Origin of the sequence: Allobosea lupini, assembly GCF_900109525.1 — a bacterium.
GTDB classification, from domain to species: Bacteria; Pseudomonadota; Alphaproteobacteria; order Rhizobiales; family Beijerinckiaceae; genus Allobosea; species Allobosea lupini.
On sequence record NZ_FOAN01000008.1, the window covers coordinates 122,027 to 141,676 of the forward strand.

The following is a 19,650-nucleotide window of genomic DNA, read 5'->3' on the forward strand; positions in this document are numbered from 1 at the left end:
AAAGCGGACTTAGGCGCGACCGATATCCGGCCCCGGTCTTTAGTCACACCGACTGCAGATCTAATCCTCGAGCTGCTGGAGATCGAGAAAACTGCTCGACGTCGATACCCTGATCTGACAGGAACGGAGCGTCCTTCAGGCGGGCATACAGGTTCAGCATGCGAGCCTCCGCCCGCCGGATGAACGTATCGTACGCGAGGGGGACAATCCGCGTTGAGCCCTCCTCCCGGACGCGCTCGCGTGGGGCGAGCTTCGAACCCATCACAAAGCAGGTCACCCTGGTCGACTCCTCGATCAGGCTTTGGTCGAGAAGTTCTGTGACGTATTTCCAAGCCTGATTTTTTTGGTCCATGCTGATTGCGATGCCGGGACGTTTTAGTTCGACGATGACTAAGTGCTCAACGCCCTCAACTTCGTAGCCATCGCCATACTTGGGGCGGGCGAACAATCCGACGCTACCATCTTCCAGGATGACGAAGTCGGGACGATTGAGGCTACCGCGCGCATGGATGCCGAGCAGCTTGCGGATGACTTCGGACATACCCCGGTTGGAGGTAAACTCGATGCTCTCGAACTCAGGTCCGAATACCCAGAGGCTGCGTTCGATCAGCGGCTGCAACTCGCGAACCTCGTCAGCGCGCTCGTCTCGCAGCTTCTCGTGAAGCTCCTCAATCAGCTTCAGACGATTTTGAATCTCGTCGAGCGCTACCTTCGCTGTCGCCACGCTCCAGTCACCGAGGATGGCGTCTAGCTGGTCCAGTTCGTTGGGCTTGAGGCAATGAAGCTTATCGATCAGGCCGTAGCGCGAGCTCGTGACCTCAAGATTGGCGAGAATCCCAGCCACCTGCTCGATCTGCTCCGCGGTAATCCCGGGGCATGTATCGACGACGGCGTCGACGAACTCGTGCCAGCGCTCACGCGCTAAGGGCGGTGCGTGGCGAATGGTGTTGGAGAGCCGTCCGCGCACAGTCTCCTTAGTCTCGCTGCGGCGTTGAGCGCCGTGGGCAAAAATCTCCTCCCGAATCCGGTCTTGGACCAGCGCCTGGGTCTGCTGCCAAACTTGGTTGGTCGACTGGAAACCCGTCCAATCCGATAGCACTGCGTCGGCCGCGGCCAGGAAGTCGGCGGTTACGATGAAGGTAAAGCGCTTGGCTTCGCTCGTGCGGCCGTCAAGTATCCGAGTGTAGTCGCTGCCCAGCCATTTGCACTCCCCCACCAGCCGGTTATTCACGTGCCATGCGATGCCGTGCTGACGTGTCGTGCGATCCGCGCGCTGCGCATCGATCATGACGATCCGTACTTGGCCGTAATCGGGAACCTCGACAAAGCTCTCACGCAGAAAGCCGTCCGGGATATCGTCGAACGTGACCGCTACATCATCGACGACGACGGTGAAGTCTGGGTCGGTCAGAAATCGAGTTCCAAGGATCTCACGCACGGCCGCCGCGCTCGTACGGGTTCGGGTGGCGTGGGTTGCGCGGATTTCCAGGCCGTGGCCGTTGGCCGCACGATGGGACGTCTCGTGCCAGTCGAACGGCAAGGCTCCGCTGGTGCGCTTGACCCGGAACGCCACCTCCTCACCGGCAGCTCGTGTGATTACGTCGTAGGGGTCGGAGAAGGCGAAACCCGCAAGGCGCCCCTGTCCGTTGCGGCCATAGGGGCGGCGCGGCCTGCTCCCCCCGATCTCCGGTGGGGGCAGGGAAAATTCGCCTTCAGCCGCGACTCGATTGTAGTTTAGGGTGCGCCAACGCTGGGCGAACTGCTCGCGTGTCAGGCCCTTGCCGTTGTCTCGGATTGAAAACGGCCTATCGCGCGTGCCGTCAGGCCATTGAATCTCAACGCGGGTGGCGTACGCATCCCACGCGTTGGCGACCAATTCGACGAGGGCGACAGTCAGATCGCTGATGATGGCGCCGGCATGCTTGTCGAGAAAGCGATCGTCGAAAAGCGTCGGTTCAATTTCCACCGCCATCTGCGTAGCCTGTCACCTTGGTCTAGGTGGTTGACTATACCGCCCAACCTTTGGTTGTCTTCACCAAAAAATCGGGTAGCGCAGCGCATTTCCGCGAGCAACACGCGTTACGGTAGCGCGATGAACAACATGATTGCGCGATTGCTCGGCGAGCTGCATTTGGGGGATGAATGGCACAGCTGCGGCCTGTCGAATTGAAGTTCGTCGATGAGCTTTTCCGGATGAGCTCGGGCTACGTCCTCGACTTCACCAACAGCACGTTCGCCGACTTCTTCCACCAGGAAGTTGGGATCGACATCTACGACAATGCCTATGCGATCAATGGCGAGAGCAAAGGCAAGCACCTACGCGCCTTCCTCACGATCGGCCAGCCGCGCGCGATTGCGAAGGCGTTGGCTGCGCTCTGGGAATATCGGGAAGCGGATCGCCTCGGGCGAGGCCAGACCGAGACGGTCGTCAACGCGCAGCGTCGGCTCAGCGCGATCGTGGAGCGGCTCGGCGGACCGGCTCTGCCAAGCTACGCGCCTGTTGCTCCCGCAGCAGCCGAAACGACCTCACAAGCCGCGCTGCGGCCATTCCGGGCCGATGAGGCGACTCTCCGCCGGCTCGATGAGGGCTTTTTGGCACTGCATGAGATGTCAGACGAGCCGCAGGCCCGCGGACGTCATTTCGAATCGCTGCTCACCGACCTTTTCAACGCTTGGGGCATGGATGCGCGCGGCGGCTTCCACGTCATCGGCGAGCAGATCGACGGGTCCTTCCAGCACGGCAATGACACGTACCTGCTCGAGGCGAAATGGCATCGCGCGAAGACGGATGCCACTACACTTCATGGCTTCCAGGGCAAGGTGAACGAGCGGCCAGAATGGACGCGTGGGCTGTTCGTCAGCTTCTCCGGGTTCACGGAGGTCGGCCTGCAGGCATTCACGGCCAGGAAGATCATTCTTGCCGATGGAATGGACATCTACGATGCCCTGGCGCGGCGCCTTTCGGTCTCGGACATCATCGCGGCCAAGGTTCGGCACGCATCGGAATATCGAAATCCGTTCGAGCGGGTGCGGAGCCTCTTTCCGCTGTGAACGCTCCTTCGACCAGCTGCCGGGCTCACTCCCGATCATCGTCAACCAAGAACAATCGGGCCGGACGCTATGCGCCTTAGCAAGCTCACTATTCGAAATTTCAGGAATTTCCGCTCGGTCGAAATCCCGCTTTGCGGCGACGTCGTCTTGCTGGGTGAAAATCGGGTCGGCAAGAGCAACCTGCTGTTTGCGATCCGGCTCATCCTCGACCCGACGCTTCCGGACTCGGCGCGGCAGCTCAAGCTGTCGGACCTCTGGGATGGCGCACCGCCGGATTTCAGCGAGGCGATTGAGGTCCATCTGGAGATCGCTGACTTCACCAGCGATCTGGGCCTTCTCGCGCTTCTCACCGATTTCCGGACCGCGCCCGATCCGACGATCGCCCAGCTGAGCTATGTCTTCCGCAAGAAGGCAGAAGTTGTCGGGATCCCGCAGTCGAGTGAGGACTGCGAATTTATCGTCTTCGGCGGCGGCGACGAAACCCGCTCGGTGCCGAGCAAGGTCCGCCGGCGCGTGGCGATCGATGTGCTCGACGCATTGCGCGATGCCGAGGGACAACTCAGCTCATGGCGCAACTCGCCGCTTCGTCATCTGCTTGAGGAGGCGATCGCTGGCATCGGCCGCGCGGATCTCGATGCCGTTGCCGCCGAGCTCGACAAGGCGACAACGACATTGGAAGGCTTTGCTACCGTTAAGGCGCTTGAAGAGGATCTGCGCGCCGGCATCCTTCATTTGTCCGGGAAAGCGCATGACATCGACGCACGGTTGAGGTTTGCACCGTCCGACCCGCTCCGGCTTTTCCGGGCGATCGCGATGTTCATTGACGGGGGTAAGCGGGGCATCGCCGAGGCGAGTCTCGGCTCTGCGAATGTCGCGCTGCTGGCGTTGAAGCTGGCAGAGTTCGCCTGGCGCCGGAAGAAGAACGAGCGAAATTTTTCGCTTCTGTGCATCGAGGAGCCGGAGGCGCATCTCCACCCGCAGCTTCAACGCTCCGTTTTCAAGAAGCTGCTTGGCGGGGCTGATGGGTCGCAAGCTCTCGTCGTCACCAGCCATTCGCCGACATTGGCCGCCGTCGCGCCATTGCGGTCGATCATTCAGCTGAAAACGCGCGGGGGTTCGACACATGCGTTTTCGCTGGCCAACCTGCCGGTGACGCCTGACGAATTGGACGACGTTGAGACGTATCTCGACGCTACGCGCGCCGAGCTGCTGTTCGCCCGCGGCGTGATCTTCGTCGAAGGCGATGCCGAAGAGGCCTCGTGCCAGTCTTCTCGTCTTCGATTGGCCATCACCTCGACGATCTCGGGATCACCGTTTGCAACGTCGCCGGCACGAATTTCGGACCCTATGTGAAGCTCGCGGAGGCCCTCGGCATGCCCTACGCGGTGATAACCGACTGGGATCCGTTGGACGGGACGAGACCGCCATTGGGAAGGAAACGGACGATCGACTTGTGGGAAGCGATGCTCCAAGTCAGAGGTAAGCCAGCCTTGACGCCGGCTCAGCACGCGGAATGGAATGCCAAAGCCTATGCGGAGTTCGCAGCGACAGCCGCCGCGTCGGGCGTCTTCCTCAATGACCAGACCTTCGAAGTCTCGGTCGCGAACACGCCCGCGCTGTTGAGTCCCTTGCTCGACATCCTCGGCGACCAGGGATTCGGCTCGATACGCACCAAGCGCATCGCGAACTGGCGCGCCAGCACCGCGCCAGTAGATCCATCGCAATTGCTGGCGATGGTGGCCGACATTGGCAAGGGCCGGTTGAGCGCAAGGCTTTCGAAAAAGGCCATAGCGCTCGGAGCTCCGAAATACATTTCCGATGCGATCGGATGGGTTGTGAGCCGTGTCCAGTAGCGTGCCGCTCCTTCGCGCAATCGACGAGCTCAGCGCAAACCCTGAGCAACTCGCTGCCGTACAGGAGAGCGGCCATTGCGTTGTGCTCGCCGGGCCGGGCAGCGGAAAGACCAAAACGTTGACCACCGCCATGGCGCGCGCGCTCGCGGAAGACGTGGCCGATCCGCGCGGCGTTGCCTGCATCACCTACAACAACGAGTGCGCGATCGAGCTCGAGACGCGCCTTGGCCGCCTCGGTGTCGCGACTGGCGATCGGGCCTTCATGGGGACGGTGCATGGCTTCGCGCTGAGCCAGGTCATCGCGCCCTATGCGCGATGCGTGCCCGTCGGTCTGACCGCCGATTTCAGGGTCGCGACACGGGGGGAATCGCGCGCTGCGGTCGAGACGGCATATGCGATCGCGATCGGTGGCATCGACGATCCGCACCGTCGGTGGAGCTTTGCCTCTGAGAAGCGACGCCGTGACGTCGATCGCAGCCGGCCGGAGTGGCGAGGCCGGAATCCGGGGCTTGCGACGTTCGTCGAAGCCTATGAGAGCGAACTGCGAAGACAGGGCTTGATCGATTTCGATGACATGCCGCTTCTCGCCTATCGCATGATCAAAGAGCACGCCTGGATCCGAGATGCGCTTCGCGCGCGCTTTCCGGTTTTGTTCGTCGATGAGTATCAGGATCTCGGCTACGCGCTGCACGAGCTCGTCCTGCTATTGTGCTTCGGCGGTGGCATCCGCCTCTTCGCGGTCGGTGACGCTGACCAATCGATCTACGGCTTCACCGGCGCGAATCCGGAATTGCTCGAAAGCCTTACTGCCCGTCGCGATGTCCGGACCATCAGGCTGCGTTTTAACTACCGGTCGGGGGGCAGGATCGTGCGTGCGTCCCTCGGCGCGCTCGGCGAGGAACGGGACTATCGTGAAGTTGCCGGTGCGCCGGAGGGGGAGCTCACATTCTGGTCCGTGCCTTTGGGCCACTGCATGCAAGCGCAGGCGGTCGCAGACACGGTGATCCCAAAGCTTGTCGAGAAAGGCATCGCGCTCGACGAAGTCGCTGTGCTCTACCGGGCCGCCTATCTCGGTGACAAGGTCGCCCTGGCTTTGAAGCAAGCCGGGATCCCCTTCGTCCGCACCGATGGAAATGCCATTGTCAGGCGCAGTTCACGGCTCGCCCGCTTCATCGAAGACTGCGCCAGGTGGGTTGTTGGAGGCTGGCGAAATGCCGAACCGCGCTTCGGGCGCCTGCTCGGCCAGGCGCTCACCCTGGTCTATGGCCGACATGCGAGCGACCACGAGGAGCAGCGCCTATCCGACCAACTGATGGGCTTCCTGCAGGCCACGATTGGCTTCAGCGGCAGCACGCACGAATGGTTGCATCGCTTCGATCGCGAGCTGATCGCGGGGTGGCGGGCGAGTGCGCGAAACCTGGAGCAGGAGTGGGACGTCTGCGCCGAGATGATCGGCAACACCGATCCCGCCCGCAATCTGGATATCCCGCTTCCTCATTTCGCCGGCCGGGTCGAGGGTACCGGGCGCGTCAGCCTGAGCACGCTGCACAGCGCGAAGGGACGAGAGTTCGACGCGGTGGTGATGTATGGCGTGAATGCGAGCGATTTCCCCAGTGAGCGCGACAAGAGAAGCGCGACGAGCCTGCGTGAAGCGCGTCGGCTATTCTACGTCGGCGTTACACGTCCACGGAAAGAACTGAGCCTGGTTTTTCAAGAACATCACCATTCGCCATGGGTCATAGAGCTCTACGCCCGAAGCCAAGGTTGATCGACCGCGGCTGATATCCCTCGCTATCATTTGACGCCGCGTGACTATAGCGCCCCGCGCTCGTCAGCGGACCAAGCCTGTGTTCTGCGATGGGGTCGTTAGTTAGACAGCCAGAAAGCCGACGTTGCGATTGTCCGCAAAGGGCCAGAATTGCGCGTTGGGCATGCCGGCAGCACCAACTGCGCTTGAAATCGCCGAGAGGGTCCCAGCGATGAACTCTGCGGTGAAGTGTCAGATGGGCGACTTCCGGTCGCGACGGGTCTTCGGAGGCCCGGTCCGGTTTTAGTTTGGGCACTTCGGCGCCGATTTGCCGGTTATTCGGATCGCCTGGCTAGGCGCACGCCGACGCCGCCCCCGTTCTCGGCAATGAACTCAATCCCGGCAGCCTCGAGGGCACGCCGGAGCGCTTCAATCGTCACATTATGCGCTCTTATCGGCCCAACCGTTGGCTCCAATCGCTTTATCGTGGCGATAGAGACCTTCGACAGCTCCGCGAGGGACTTCTGATCCATCTGCAACAAGGCGCGCGCGGCTCGAAGCTGCGCTCCAGTAACGCTTATACCAAAAGTATCATTTGATGCCATAGGGCTTGATTTTCGTCCTGCACGCTTGTAGGCTCTCACTGTTCACACGCTCCAGTTGCCTCTTACGGAGCGCGTGAGCGGTCGAGCAGAGTGGTTGCAACACCATGCTCGACCTAACCAATACCCAGCTGTCTGGAGCTCGGATCATGGCTGATTCCGACAATACCACGACTGTGCCTTTCGTCACGCTTGGACGGCAGCGTTCGACGGCGCCCAGAGCTCGCACTGCGGATCGCGAGCCAGCTCATTCGACGACGGTGGCGGATCCGGCCTTGGCGTTGTCTCAGGCATGGATCGAGGCTCATGCCGCGAGGGCGGCGCACTGTCTGAAGCAACAGCGGCTCGAGACCGAGCTGCTAGGGCGTTCCTCCGAAAGCGTCGACGAACAACCCGCGAGGAGGGCAGGGCGCCGCCGCGGCATGAGGCGGGCCTACGCAGAAGCGAAGGCGGCCGAGACACTGGCCGGTGCGCGCGAACAAGAGCTGCTCGAGCGCCTTATCCGGACGCCCGCACTCTCGCTTGCAGGGATCGCCGCGAAGCTCTCGGTCATCGCAATCGAAGCTGGGGACAATACCGACCTGGCGGATTTTCCCGTGTCGCATGTCCGATCCGCTCTCAAGGACCTTCGGCGTTTGATGGCCGGGGGAACCGTCGATTTAGGCCCGGCTCAGGACGACGACCGCGAAGACGTCGGCAGACCCGACCTTTGCCGCTCGCAACGTCAAGTAATTCAACGGGAGAGGTGAAATGGCCGCACAGGCTGCGAACAGGATGGGGCTACTCGCGATGGCGGCTGCCCTGCTGCTGATCTCGAACAGGACCGGCGCGTCTGCCGAAACGACCAAGGACCGGATCCTGCGCGAAGGCAGGATCGTCGTTGGTATCCACAACCGCTCGCCCTGGGGGTTTCGCGACGAGAAGACCGGCGAAGCCACCGGATGGCATCCGGACATTCTCAAAGCCGCCTTCGCCGAGCTGGGCGTGAAGAACCTGGAATTCCAGGTGACCGAGTTCGGGGCGCTCATCCCGGGCCTTCTGGCGCGCCGTTTCGACGCCGTGGCATCGGGTCTCTCGATCACCCCTGACCGTTGCAAACAGGTGGCCTTCGGCGCGCCCGACCTGCAGGCGCCGGACGCGGCCATTGTCCTGGCCGGCAACCCCAAGAAGATCCACGGCTATGCCGACATCGCCGCGCAGGCAGACATTGTCATGGGGGCCGGCCGCGGCAGCGTCGTCACCACCAACGCCGCCGCGGCCGGCGTACCCAGCAACCGCATGCTGCTGTTTCCCGACATCGAATCCAATCTCTCGGCACTGCGCGCCGGCCGCATCGACACAGCACTGATGGCGTCGCCGACCGTGATCGGACTTCTGGCCGGGAAGGGCGGTCTCGGCCTCGAACGCGTGGCGCCGTTCGACGTCGGTCAAGCGCAGACCAATTTCGCGGCGATCGCCTTCCGCAAGGAGGATGTCGATCTGCGTGCGACCTATGATCAACAGCTCGCCAAGCTGAAACGCACCGAGGCCTTCGCTGCGATCATGATGAAATACGGCTTCGGCGATCAGGAAGCCGTGCCGCCGGGCATCGTCACTGCCGATCTCTGCAAAGGGCAGCCATAACGATGCCGATGAGCCTGTTCGAGATCTGGCTGGGCATTCTGCAGGGGCTCGGCACAACCCTGACCGTCACCGCCTACGGCCTCGTCTTCGCCGTTCCCTTCGCGCTCGTGTTCGGCGTCGCCCAATATCTCACGCGCGGCGTCGCGCGTCTGCTGGTCACAGGCGTCATCGAGTTCTGGCGCAGCTCGGCCGTCATCATCCTGCTGTTCGTCTTCTACTACGCGCTGCCCGTCGTCGGCGTGACCTTGTCGGCACTGACGGTGAGCGCGATGGTTCTCGGCCTGAACGCCGGCGGCTATGCCAGTCAGGCGGTGCGTGCCGGTCTGCAGGCGATTCCGGCGGGCCAGAAGGAGGCGGGTGCGGCTCTTGGTCTGTCGCGCCCGGCGATCCTTTTTCTGATCGAGCTGCCACAGGCGCTGATCGCGATGAGCCCGACCTTCGTCAACACCCTGATTCAGCTGGTCAAGGCGACAGCGCTGGTCTCCCTCGTGACGCTGACCGACATGACGTTCCGCGCCAAGGAAATCGCACAGGTCGAATACAATCCCGTCGCGATCTACACGGCGCTCCTGCTTGCTTTCTTTGTCGTCTGCTACCCGATCGCCCTTGCTGGACGCTGGCTGGAGGCGCGGGTGGCCGCACCCGGGAGCCGCTCCAGTGGGGTTTGATCTAGCCTTCGCCTTGTCTAGCGTACCGACCATTCTCGGCGCGATCGGCACGACCCTAGGTGTGGCATTCGTCAGCTGTCTGGGTGCCGCCGCACTCGGCTTCCTCTTCGACATGCTACGACGCATCGGTGGCGTCGTCGGCCTCGCGATCGGCTTCGTCATCGACTTCATCCGGTCGACACCGGTTCTGGCCTGGCTCTATTTTCTGTACTTCGTCCTGCCCTTCTACGGCATTCGCTTGGGCTCGCTGACGGTCGGCGTGCTGGGGCTCAGCCTCTATTACAGCGGCTATCTCGCCGAGGTCTTCAAGGCCGGCATCGACGCTATTCCCAAGGGCCAGTCGGAGGCTGCCCGGGCGCTGTCGCTCAGCCGGCGCGATGCCCTCATCTACGTGATCGCGCCACAGATGCTGCGTAACATCGCCGCCCCGCTCGGCAATTATTTCGTCTCGATCCTCAAAGCGACGCCCTATCTGGCCGTCTTGGCGGTTCCCGAAATGCTCGGACGCGCCTTCGATATCGCCTCGGAAACCTATCGCTACACCGAGCCACTGGTCGTCGCCGGCCTCATCTTCCTCGTGCTCGCCCTGGTCATTTCCCATGGCGTCAAACGTTTGGAACGGCGCCTGCTCGCCGTCGGCGCACGATAATTCAGCCAAACCCGGACCGGACCATGAGCACGCAATCGCAGTCCATCGTCGATATCCAGGGCCTCAACAAATGGTACGGCGCCCTCCACGTCCTGAACGACATTGACCTTGCGGTCGCAAGCGGCGCCTGCGTCGTGGTCTGCGGGCCGTCGGGTTCGGGCAAATCGACACTCATCCGCTGCATCAACGGCTTGGGCAGCTACCAGACAGGCACGCTGCGCCTGGCGGGGACGACACTTGGTCTCAACGCCAGCGAGACGGCCGCGGCGCGCCGCCAGACCGGCATGGTCTTTCAGAGCTTCAACCTGTTTCCCCACCTGACAGTGCTGTCCAACTGCACGCTGGCACTGCGCCGTGTCGCCGGCCAGAGCCGCGCCGAGGCGGAAGACATTGCCATGGCACATCTCGAAAAGGTCAGGATCCCGGAGAAGGCCAAATCCTATCCCGGCCAGCTGTCTGGAGGGCAGCAGCAGCGCGTCGCGATTGCCCGGGCGCTCTGCCTCAACCCACGCCTCATGCTATTTGACGAGCCGACCTCGGCGCTCGACCCGGAGATGATCAAGGAGGTGCTCGACGTCATGGTCGCGCTGGCCCGCGACGGCATGACGATGATCTGCGTCACCCACGAGATGGGCTTTGCCCGTGAAGTCGCCGACCAGGTCGTCTTCATGGATGGCGGATCCATCGTCGATCATGCGCCCGTGCGCGACTTTTTCGGCCCATCGGGGCATCCCCGCTCGCGGCTGTTCCTCAATACCGTCCTGAAGCACTGAGCGCGCGCCGATGACAAGCTCCACACAGGTTTGGACGCCACTCGACTTCCAGGCGGATGGCAAGCAATGCGACTGGCTGCGCGTGCCCTATTCGACGGACTTGTCGGGTTATGGCGTCGTCCCGATCCCGATCGTCTGCATCCGGAACGGAGCAGGACCCACGGCGCTGCTCATGGCTGGCAGCCATGGCGACGAATATGAAGGGCAGGTCGCGCTTGCGGCGCTGGTGCGCGAGATCGATCCGGCCGATGTCCAGGGGCGCATCATCGTGCTGCCCGCTCTCAATGCTCCTGCCGTCGCGGCCGGCCGGCGCGTCTCGCCGCTGGACGCAGGTAACCTCAACCGAGCCTTTCCAGGCGATCCCGTTGGCGGTCCGACGGCGATGATCGCGCACTATGTCGACACCGTGCTCGTGCCCATGGCGGACCTTGCCATCGACCTGCACGCAGGCGGACGATCTTGCGACTACATCCCCTGCGCCCTGATCAGAAGCGGGGGCAGCGAGACCGAGCATCGGCAGCTTGTTGACCTGGCAGTCTCGTTTGGCGCTCCGGTCACCTCCATCAGCGACGGCTCCGGCGGCGGTGGCAGGACGACATTCTCAGCGGTCGGGCAGGGGGCTGGAGTGCCGGTGCTGACCGCCGAACTTGGCGGTGGCGCCGCGCTGTCGCGTGACGGACTGGCAATCGCGGAGCGCGGACTCAGACGCGTTCTGCAGCGCTATGGCATGTGGTCGGGCGCAACCCCCGATCCTGCCCCGCCCACGCGCTTCATGCGGGTCCGGGGAAGGGGAGCCTTTGTCTATGCCATGCGCAAGGGGCTGTTCGAACCGTCAGCGGAGTTGGGCGATGCCGTCCGGGCCGGCCAGCTTGCCGGTGTCATTCATGCCATCGATCGGCCGTGGCAGGCGCCGGAACCGATTGCGTTCACCGAGGGCGGGATGGTTGCCTGTCGACGTGCCCCGGTGCTGACTGAGCCGGGCGATTGCCTCTACAAGCTGCTCGTCGACGTCGATCCCGCCTGACCGCCGCAAAGGCGCTCGATCGGAGCGATCATGATCCTCTGGGGACCAAGACGCCCTTCGACGATCCGTCCGGTGGGCGTCAATCCACAGGCCAGGTTGAAGTTGAAAGCGGCGAGATTGGCGACGTTCACGCTCGACATGACCTGGGCGACGAGCGGCCGTTCCCGCGCGATCCATTGTGCGGCGAGGCGGATCGCGGCCTTGCCATAGCCCCGGCCCTGGAGGCGCGTGTCGATCCGCAGATTGTTGAGGGTCATGCAGCCTGCCTCCGCCCAGTCGGGCAGAGCCGCGCCTTCCCGCGCAACGATGAAGCCGACGGCCCTGTCGTCATCGACCAGCGCAAAAGGTGTCTGGCGTGGTGGTGAGGTCCGCAACTGAGCGAAGACGTCGCCGATCAGCCCGCCCGAATAGGGCCCGGTGTCGGGATCGACGGCAATGCCAGCGACCACACTATGCCAGGCCTTTCGAGGGCGCGGAAGCGGACAGCTAGAACGCATCCTTCAGGCGATGCTTCCGACCGGGCCTCGCAGGCGTACCTCAAGGCTAATGAGCTGGTCTTGGCAAACGACAACGACTGGAGCTTGCCCACAAACGCGAAACCCGAGCCGATGATCTTCACGCGATGGGCGTCCGCGGTCCCGTGGAAGGCGACGCATTCATCGTTCTGCAGCTCTTCGGGAAACAGGCGATATCCTCTTGCCTCGTCCGCGCTTAGAAACGGGCATTCCTTAATTGGCGGACCGTGATCCATTGCCGCTTGGTCCTATGTCTAGCCGCCGGCTTACAGCGTCTGCGGCGCTCTGGCGGCAAATGCCGATCTATATTAACAGATCAAAATTAGTATCTGATATGTTAAAATAGATCGAGACTTGCATCGCTGTCCTTGATATGCTATATTATATCAAACACGTGATTTGATATGCAATCCCGGATCATGCACTACGCCAACGAAGCCGTCATTGCCGCTCTGAAGGCCGCCCGCGAGAGTGGCGGCCTGAGCCAACGCGACCTGAGCGCAAAGGCCGGCGTGCCGCAAAGCCATATCTCGAAGATCGAGGGTGGCGGCGCTGACATTCGTTTGTCGAGCCTGATCGAACTCGCCCGCGCCCTCGAACTGGACCTCGTGCTCGTCCCGCGCCACCTTGTGCCCGCCGTCGAGGGTGTCCTGCGGGCTGCGCCACTGCCTCAACCAGAGTCGAGAAGCGAGCACAAAGAACTGGAGCGCGCCGCCAAAGCTCTCGGGAAAATCGCGCGGCAGCAGCCAAAGACAGAGTGGCTCGACAGGCTCCGCCAGATTCTGCGGGAGCTGGGGCATTTCCGGCTGAGTACCAGCGACCTCACTACCGTGGACAGAGCAGCGCAAAACCTCGCCGCCCTTGCCGACGGCAAGGACGACGGCGTCTCGATCTCGGAAATCCGCAACAGCCTGCAAAACCTGCGCAACCGCATCGCCCACGCCGTACCCGCGCCGCCGCAACCTGCTTACAGCCTTGAGGAGAATGACGATGCGTGACGTCTCCGTCCTCGACGTCCTGCTTTACGGCGCGCCCATCGGCACCCTGACGCTGGTGCAGGGTGACCGCACGCTGTTCGCCTTCAACCAGGCCTATATCGATGATCCAGACAGGCCGACCCTCAGCCTGTCCTTCAAGGACCAGTTTGGCGGCCTGATCACCGATATCCGCCCGACGCAGACGGTCGTCCCGCCCTTCTTCTCGAATCTCCTGCCGGAAGGCCCCTTGCGCACGTATCTCGCGCAGCAGGCCGGGGTGAACGCGAAGCGCGAGTTCTTCCTTCTCTGTGTCCTCGGCCGGGACCTTCCCGGCGCCCTGACCGTCAGGCCTGCCGACGGCGACGCCGGAACCGCCGAGCCTGACCAGGCGGAGCGCGCCCGCCGCGCCAACGTCCTGCGCTTTTCCCTCGCGGGGGTGCAGCTCAAGTTCTCGGCGGTCAAGAGTGACCGCCGCAACAACGGCCTGACGATCCCGGCGGCGGGCGTCGGCGGCTCTTGGATCGTGAAGTTGCCGTCCGCCCGATTCGGGCGCGTGCCCGAGAACGAGTTCTCGATGATGACGCTCGCAGCGCGCCTGGGCATGGATGTCCCGGAGGTGCAGCTCGTCGACATCGACTCCATCGAGGGCCTGCCGGAGGGCATCGGCCGCCTCGACGGCCCGGCGCTTGCCGTCCGGCGCTTTGACCGGACGGCAGCGGGCCCGGTGCATATGGAGGATTTCGCGCAGGTTTTCGGCGTCTTCCCCGACGATAAATACGAGAAGGCGAGCTACCGCCTGATCGCTGGGGTTCTGGGCGTGGAAACCGGCGATGACGGCGCGGCGGAATTCATTCGCCGCCTTGTCTACAACACGCTCATCGGCAACGCCGACATGCACCTGAAGAACTGCTCTCTGCTCTACCCGGACCGCCGCACAGCGCAACTGGCACCGGCATATGATTTCGTATCGACGGTGCCCTACATCGCCGACGAAAACGCCGCCCTCAAATACGCCAGGACACGCCGCATGGCGGAGTTTACGATGGACGAGCTCGCCTACCTCGCCGCCAAGGCGCGGCTGCCGGAACGGCTCGTTCTCGATACAGCGGCGGCGACTGTGGACGCATTCAGAACGCTCTGGACCGGCGAGAAGGCCCACCTTCCCCTCTCACGCGAAACCGTCGGCGCCATCGACCGCCATATCGACAGCCTGCCTTTGGCCCGCGCCTAGCGCGGCCCTTCGCTTCAACAAAGCCGGCCATGGCCGCCGCCCCTGAAAAGAAGGCTGCGGCAGCACCCCTGGCCCTCGCCGAGAGCGGGCGGGTGCGGGTCGGCGTGCGTTCGGGACGGGCTGGCCTGCGGCCCGCACGGGGCTTGCAGCCCTGCAGCCGGACGCGCGCCTGCCCGGTCCGTAGAACCCGTGCCAAGGGCGGGAGGGCGGCGCCTTCGCGGGCTCCTTGTTCTTCCTTCCATGCCAGGGATCGTGACCCGCATGGGCGGAGACGCGGCGCGCGGCTCTGTGGCGCCGCAGGCGCCATAGAGCACGGACCGGTATGCCGGGGGCACCGGCAACATCGGTTCACGAATGATGCCGTTCGCGGGGCAGAACCGTCTTAGAGAAAAACCGCGCTATGGTGTCCCTGTTCTTGGCGAAGTCCTGCTGCGCGAGCGCGGGAAGCCGCGCGAAGGCCCCGTCATAGTCGTCGAGCTCTACGAGCGCATTGGCGCCCGCCGGCTCAAGCCGCAGACACCGCCCCGGGCCGAGAAGCAGCTTCGCCTGCGCCGTTGTGTTGTCGGTTGTCAGAAGCATTGCCGCCTTGATGGCCTCCCTTCACGCCAACAAGCCGCCAAAAACCCCGGGCCTGCTCAGTTCGAAAGCCGCGTTCCCGGTGCCGATGCTGAAAATCTCGCTCTGATCGGGCGTCAGATCGTACGCGGTCAGCGCATCGACCAGCGCAACCCTGACGGGATTGTCCGGCGGCGGGGGCAGGACGACGTTCTCAGCGGTCGGGCAGGGGGCCGGAGTGCCGGTGCTGACCGCCGAACTTGGCGGTGGCGCCGCGCTATCGCGGGACGGGCTGGCAATCGCGGAGCGCGGATTACGACGCGTTTTGCAGCGATATGGCATGTGGTCGGGCGCAACCGGCGATCCTGCGCCGCCAACGCGCTTCATGCGGGTGCGGAGCAGGGGAGCCTTTGTCTACGCCATGCGCAAGGGGCTGTTCGAACCGGCAGCGCAGCTGGGCGCTGTCGTCCGGGCCGGCCAGCTTGCCGGTGTCATCCATGCCATCGATCGGCCGTGGCAGGCGCCGGAACCGGTCTCGTTCACCGAGGACGGGATGGTTGCCTGTCGACGTGCCCCGGTGCTGACCGAACCGGGCGACTGCTTCTACAAGCTGCTCGTCGACGTCGATCCGGCCTGACCGCCGACAAGGCGCTCGATCGGAGCGCTCATGATCCGCTGGAGACCGAGGCGCCCTTCGACGATCCGCCCGGTAGGCGTCAATCCACAGGCCAGGTTCAAGTTGAAGGCGGCGAGATTGGCGACGTTCACGCTCGACATGACCTGAGTGACAATCGGCCGTTCCCGCGCGATCCATTGTGCGGCGAGACGGATCGCGGCCTTGCCATAGCCGCGGCCCTGGAGGCGGGTGTCGATCCGCAGATTGTTGAGGGTGATGCAGCCCTTTTCCGCCCAGTCGGGCAGAGCCGCGCCTTCCCGCGCAACGATGAAGCCGACGACCCTGTCGTCATCGACAACCGCAAAAGGTGTCTGGCGTGGCGGCGAGGCTCGCAACTGAGCGAAGACGTCGCCGATCGGGCCGCCGGAATAGGGCTCCTTGTCGCGATCGACAACAATGCCGGCGACCACGTTCTCGTCGTCAAGACCGAGCACCCGCAACGAGACTGGCATTGATGCCCTCCGGACTTTCCATCCGACGGCCAGTCTTGTCGTTAGTCTCCGAGCTCGGGCTGACGGAATCCCGGGATGGACTTCATGCGCGGCCAAGCGGGGACGTCGGCGCAGCTGACGAACCGAACTATGCCGGTGGCATCGTGGTGCGGCCTGGCATAGCCAGGGTCCTTGCTGACTCCGGAAATGTCCAGCTTCAGGCTATCCAATACGCGCCCATCCCGTGGTGGCTGGTGCTGGCGAGTAGTCCAACGAGCAGTGCGGGCGTCGGTTATGGTATCGCTGCCTCATCGCATCGAGGCGCGCTTTAGGTGAAATCAGCCATCTTTCGGGAGGAACATCGCCTGCGGCGTTCAGAGCGCATGCGCGCGTTCCGGTCAATTCCGCACCCTACGCGGCTAGCGACAAATTGTAATGATGGCGTCATTACAACACTTGTAATGACCGCGTCGTTACAGTATGATGACCCCAAGGAGATTTCTATGGCAACGATCCGCACAAGGGATGCCGAGAACAGCGAACCGCTGAACATGCGCATCAAGCCAAGCATCCGCAGTCTCATCGACCGCGCCGCAGCTCTGGTGAAACAGAACCGAACCGATTTCATGCTCGAGGCAGCCGAGCAGCGGGCGCAGCGTGTCCTGCTCGATCGCGTCGTGTTTCCGGTCAGCGCCGAGGTCTACGCCCAGTTTGTCGAGCGGCTCGATGCACCTGCGAACCCGAATGATCGCTTGAAGCGCACCATGACCACCAAGGCGCCGTGGGACGCTGCGTGACGCTTTCAGCACCCGTGCCGCTGGCAGATCATCACGAACTTGCCGGATTCAACTCCGGTGTCGCCGAGCTCGACGACTGGCTGTTGAAGCGTGCGCGCAGCAACCAGGCCAGCGGTGCATCGCGCACCTTCGTCCTTTGCGAGGGCAATCGCGTCGTAGGCTATTACGCACTCGCCTCCGGCGCTGTTACGCAGGCGGAAGCCCCAGGAAAGATTCGCCGTAACATGCCTGATCCCATCCCGTTCGCGGTGCTGGGCAGGCTGGCGATCGACACTGCCCATCAGGGCAAAGGCGTCGGTCGGGCTATGGTCAGGGATGCCGGGTTTCGACTCATGCAGGCGGCAGAGGTCCTAGGCATCCGCGGCTTGCTCGTGCATGCGATTTCGGAGGAGGCCAAGGCGTTCTACCTCGCGCTTGGTTTCACCCCCTCGCCGCTCGACCCCATGATGCTGATGGTCACGCTACGCGATTTGTCCGCGGTCGCCAGCCCGCGATGAATGGCCTGCTGCCGGTTTTGTGGACGCTCAGTTAAGCTGACTGGATTGCCCCCGGTCCGTTAGACACCGAACCCTGCCGGTGGCATCGTGGTGCGGCCTGGCATAGCCAGGGCCCTTACTGACTCCGGAAATGTCCGGTTTAACGCTATGCAATACGCGCCCTACCATGGCGGCTGGTGCTGATGGCCAGTAGCCCAACGAGCAGTGCGGGCGTCGGTTATAGTATCGCCGCCTCATATCTAATGACTGGCGATCCAAAGCGGAAAAGCCGGTTTGACTTCATTCACGAAACCATTCCGCTCGCACGTCGTTGGTTTACCCGAACGATAAAGAGCGATGAATGAGCCGCCGCGTGTCTTTTGCCATTGCCGAGGAAAAAAGCGACGTGTTTATCGGCCCCTGGCCCAACGTCGGGATTGAGGTCCTCCCGTACGGATCGCTTATCCGTGGTGACCCAAGAGATGTCGACAGTCGCCGGAGGTGGATGTGATCAAGCCATTCGATAAGCCAGCTCTGACAGGCGTGACCGGGTTGGACGACGTTCTCGGGGGCGGATTGGAACGGCGGCGTCTGTTTCTTCTCGAGGGCAACCCCGGAACGGGTAAGACCACGATCTCGATCCAGTTCTTGTCGGCGGGAGCCCTGGCGGGCGAACGCACGCTTTACATCACTTTGTCCGAAACCGAGGAGGAGCTGCGCGCCGGCGCGGCCTCGCATGGCATGGACATGGCGGGCATCGAGATCTTCGAGCTCGTTCCCCCGGAGCTCCTTCTCGATGAGGATCAGCAGCAGAGCTTGCTCTATTCATCGGACCTGGAACTTGGCGAGACAACCAAGCGCATCTTCGAGGCGTTTGAACGGACACTGCCCGACCGCGTCGTCCTGGACAGCCTGTCGGAAATCCGACTTCTCGCCCAAGGCTCCCTGCGCTACCGACGCCAGATCCTGGCGCTCAAGCATTACTTCGCGAAAAGGGGCGCGACGGTGCTGATGCTCGACGATCTGACGACGGACATCAACGACAAGACGGTGCATAGCGTCGCTCACGGCGTGATCCGGTTGGAGGAGACGTCGCCGGAATACGGCGCCGATCGTCGTCGCCTTCGCGTCATGAAGTATCGTGCCCGTCGTTATCGCGGGGGTTATCACGACTTCTCCATCCTCACTGGCGGCGTGCGCGTGTTTCCCCGTCTTGTATCCGCCGAGCACAAGACGCGGTTTGTGCGCGATGAGCTGAAGAGTGGTTCGTCCCAATTGGACGCGCTTTTGGGAGGTGGAATCGAACGTGGATCGAGCGTGTTGGTCCTGGGCCCGGCGGGCACCGGTAAGTCGCTGCTTGGTCTCACCTTCATCGAAAGTGCCATCTCACGGGGCGAGATCGCCGGCTTGTTCGTCTTCGACGAGGAGCTTGGCTTGCTCTTCGATCGAGCCAAGAAACTTGGCATCGACCTTCAGGCGATGGTCGATGGAGGCAAGCTTCTCGTCGAGCAGGTCGACGCCGCCGAGCTAAGCCCGGGTGAGTTCGCCGAGCGGGTGCGCCGTTGTGTCGAGGAGCACGGCGTCAGGACGGTGATCATCGATAGCCTGAACGGTTACCAGGCCGCCATGCCGCATGAACAGGCGCTAGTACTGCACATCCACGAATTGCTGCAGTATTTGAATCGGCAAGGAGCCACGACGTTCCTGACTGTCGCGCAGCATGGACTGGTCGGCGACATGAAGACACCGGTGGACGTCACCTATCTTGCGGACACGGTCATACTGCTTCGCTACTTCGAGGCTTTCGGCCGGGTCCGGCGCGCGATCTCTGTCGTGAAAAAGCGCATGGGGGGGCATGAAGACACCATCCGCGAATACCGAATCGGAGGTCGCGGCATCAGCCTCGGCGAGCCGCTCGTCAACTTCCAGGGTGTACTCCGAGGCGTTCCGACCTTGGTCGGCGAGGGCCCGGAGCCAGTGCGGGCAGGCCAGGCGTGAAGCG

The 19,650-nt window shown here is 63.1% G+C and carries 20 protein-coding genes; 16 read left to right on the forward strand and 4 right to left on the reverse strand.

Going from position 1 to position 19,650, the window contains the following annotated elements; all coding sequences use genetic code 11:
- Positions 1-43: 43 nt before the first annotated feature.
- The gene (locus BMZ21_RS22435) at positions 44-1,972 is read right to left on the reverse strand and encodes an ATP-binding protein (RefSeq protein ID WP_091839876.1); all 1,929 of its coding nucleotides are present in this window, start codon (positions 1,970-1,972) and stop codon (positions 44-46) included.
- A gap of 170 nt (positions 1,973-2,142) precedes the next feature.
- Here BMZ21_RS22435 and BMZ21_RS22440 point away from each other — a divergent pair, with 170 nt between their 5' ends.
- The 10 genes from BMZ21_RS22440 (at position 2,143) to BMZ21_RS22485 (ending at position 11,990) form a co-directional block, all read left to right on the forward strand.
- Positions 2,143-3,051 carry a restriction endonuclease gene (locus BMZ21_RS22440; protein ID WP_091839879.1) on the forward strand — a complete coding sequence of 303 codons (909 nt, stop codon included), beginning with the start codon at positions 2,143-2,145 and terminating at the stop codon, positions 3,049-3,051.
- Positions 3,052-3,120: 69 nt separating this feature from the next.
- Positions 3,121-4,404, forward strand: coding sequence for an ATP-dependent nuclease (locus BMZ21_RS22445; RefSeq protein ID WP_244543964.1), 1,284 nt, complete (start codon positions 3,121-3,123; stop codon positions 4,402-4,404).
- The gene (locus BMZ21_RS30850) at positions 4,311-4,904 is read left to right on the forward strand and encodes an ATP-dependent endonuclease (RefSeq protein ID WP_342029047.1); all 594 of its coding nucleotides are present in this window, start codon (positions 4,311-4,313) and stop codon (positions 4,902-4,904) included. The genes BMZ21_RS22445 and BMZ21_RS30850 overlap by 94 nt, the downstream gene beginning before the upstream one ends.
- On the forward strand, positions 4,894-6,672 hold the full coding sequence (locus tag BMZ21_RS22450; protein ID WP_091839882.1) for an ATP-dependent helicase: 1,779 nt from the start codon (positions 4,894-4,896) through the stop codon (positions 6,670-6,672). Before BMZ21_RS30850 ends, BMZ21_RS22450 begins: the two co-directional genes overlap by 11 nt.
- Before the next feature lie 730 nt (positions 6,673-7,402).
- Positions 7,403-8,002 (forward strand): hypothetical protein, encoded by a 600-nt coding sequence (locus BMZ21_RS22460; protein WP_143079761.1) that lies wholly within the window; start codon positions 7,403-7,405, stop codon positions 8,000-8,002.
- Position 8,003: 1 nt separating this feature from the next.
- Positions 8,004-8,876, forward strand: coding sequence for an ectoine/hydroxyectoine ABC transporter substrate-binding protein EhuB (ehuB, locus tag BMZ21_RS22465; protein WP_091839888.1), 873 nt, complete (start codon positions 8,004-8,006; stop codon positions 8,874-8,876).
- Positions 8,877-8,884: 8 nt separating this feature from the next.
- Positions 8,885-9,544 (forward strand): amino acid ABC transporter permease, encoded by a 660-nt coding sequence (locus BMZ21_RS22470; protein ID WP_091840217.1) that lies wholly within the window; start codon positions 8,885-8,887, stop codon positions 9,542-9,544.
- The gene (gene ehuD, locus BMZ21_RS22475; RefSeq protein WP_091839890.1) at positions 9,534-10,193 is read left to right on the forward strand and encodes an ectoine/hydroxyectoine ABC transporter permease subunit EhuD; all 660 of its coding nucleotides are present in this window, start codon (positions 9,534-9,536) and stop codon (positions 10,191-10,193) included. Before BMZ21_RS22470 ends, ehuD begins: the two co-directional genes overlap by 11 nt.
- A 23-nt stretch (positions 10,194-10,216) precedes the next feature.
- Positions 10,217-10,966: an amino acid ABC transporter ATP-binding protein gene (locus BMZ21_RS22480; RefSeq protein ID WP_091839892.1), complete on the forward strand. Its 750-nt coding sequence runs from the start codon at positions 10,217-10,219 to the stop codon at positions 10,964-10,966.
- A gap of 10 nt (positions 10,967-10,976) precedes the next feature.
- Positions 10,977-11,990, forward strand: coding sequence for a succinylglutamate desuccinylase/aspartoacylase family protein (locus BMZ21_RS22485; protein ID WP_091839895.1), 1,014 nt, complete (start codon positions 10,977-10,979; stop codon positions 11,988-11,990).
- On the opposite strand, the gene BMZ21_RS22490 is transcribed toward BMZ21_RS22485, so the two are convergent.
- Positions 11,957-12,439: a GNAT family N-acetyltransferase gene (locus BMZ21_RS22490; protein WP_167561715.1), complete on the reverse strand. Its 483-nt coding sequence runs from the start codon at positions 12,437-12,439 to the stop codon at positions 11,957-11,959. The two genes, BMZ21_RS22485 and BMZ21_RS22490, sit on opposite strands and share 34 nt — an antisense overlap.
- 485 nt (positions 12,440-12,924) lie before the next feature.
- Here BMZ21_RS22490 and BMZ21_RS22495 point away from each other — a divergent pair, with 485 nt between their 5' ends.
- Together BMZ21_RS22495 and BMZ21_RS22500 are read left to right on the forward strand one after the other, a co-directional pair.
- Positions 12,925-13,503, forward strand: a complete 579-nt coding sequence (locus BMZ21_RS22495; protein WP_091840219.1) for a helix-turn-helix domain-containing protein — start codon at positions 12,925-12,927, stop codon at positions 13,501-13,503.
- Complete coding sequence (locus tag BMZ21_RS22500) at positions 13,496-14,713, forward strand: type II toxin-antitoxin system HipA family toxin (protein ID WP_091839899.1); 1,218 nt, start codon at positions 13,496-13,498, stop codon at positions 14,711-14,713. Before BMZ21_RS22495 ends, BMZ21_RS22500 begins: the two co-directional genes overlap by 8 nt.
- A 348-nt stretch (positions 14,714-15,061) precedes the next feature.
- Here BMZ21_RS22500 and BMZ21_RS30650 read toward each other — a convergent pair whose 3' ends face one another.
- Positions 15,062-15,292, reverse strand: a complete 231-nt coding sequence (locus tag BMZ21_RS30650; protein WP_208862348.1) for a hypothetical protein — start codon at positions 15,290-15,292, stop codon at positions 15,062-15,064.
- Between the two features lie 220 nt (positions 15,293-15,512).
- Here BMZ21_RS30650 and BMZ21_RS22510 point away from each other — a divergent pair, with 220 nt between their 5' ends.
- Positions 15,513-15,905, forward strand: coding sequence for a succinylglutamate desuccinylase/aspartoacylase family protein (locus tag BMZ21_RS22510; protein WP_244543966.1), 393 nt, complete (start codon positions 15,513-15,515; stop codon positions 15,903-15,905).
- Here the strand turns inward: BMZ21_RS22510 and BMZ21_RS22515 are convergent.
- On the reverse strand, positions 15,872-16,396 hold the full coding sequence (locus BMZ21_RS22515) for a GNAT family N-acetyltransferase (RefSeq protein ID WP_091839901.1): 525 nt from the start codon (positions 16,394-16,396) through the stop codon (positions 15,872-15,874). The two genes, BMZ21_RS22510 and BMZ21_RS22515, sit on opposite strands and share 34 nt — an antisense overlap.
- 482 nt (positions 16,397-16,878) lie before the next feature.
- Here BMZ21_RS22515 and BMZ21_RS22520 point away from each other — a divergent pair, with 482 nt between their 5' ends.
- The 3 genes from BMZ21_RS22520 to BMZ21_RS22530 all read left to right on the forward strand — a co-directional run bounded on the left by BMZ21_RS22520 (position 16,879) and on the right by BMZ21_RS22530 (position 19,646).
- Complete coding sequence (locus tag BMZ21_RS22520) at positions 16,879-17,172, forward strand: type II toxin-antitoxin system TacA family antitoxin (RefSeq protein WP_244543967.1); 294 nt, start codon at positions 16,879-16,881, stop codon at positions 17,170-17,172.
- On the forward strand, positions 17,169-17,669 hold the full coding sequence (locus BMZ21_RS22525; protein ID WP_091840227.1) for a GNAT family N-acetyltransferase: 501 nt from the start codon (positions 17,169-17,171) through the stop codon (positions 17,667-17,669). The genes BMZ21_RS22520 and BMZ21_RS22525 overlap by 4 nt, the downstream gene beginning before the upstream one ends.
- 486 nt (positions 17,670-18,155) lie before the next feature.
- Positions 18,156-19,646 (forward strand): ATPase domain-containing protein, encoded by a 1,491-nt coding sequence (locus tag BMZ21_RS22530; RefSeq protein WP_208862349.1) that lies wholly within the window; start codon positions 18,156-18,158, stop codon positions 19,644-19,646.
- The last annotated feature ends 4 nt before the right edge of the window (positions 19,647-19,650 follow it).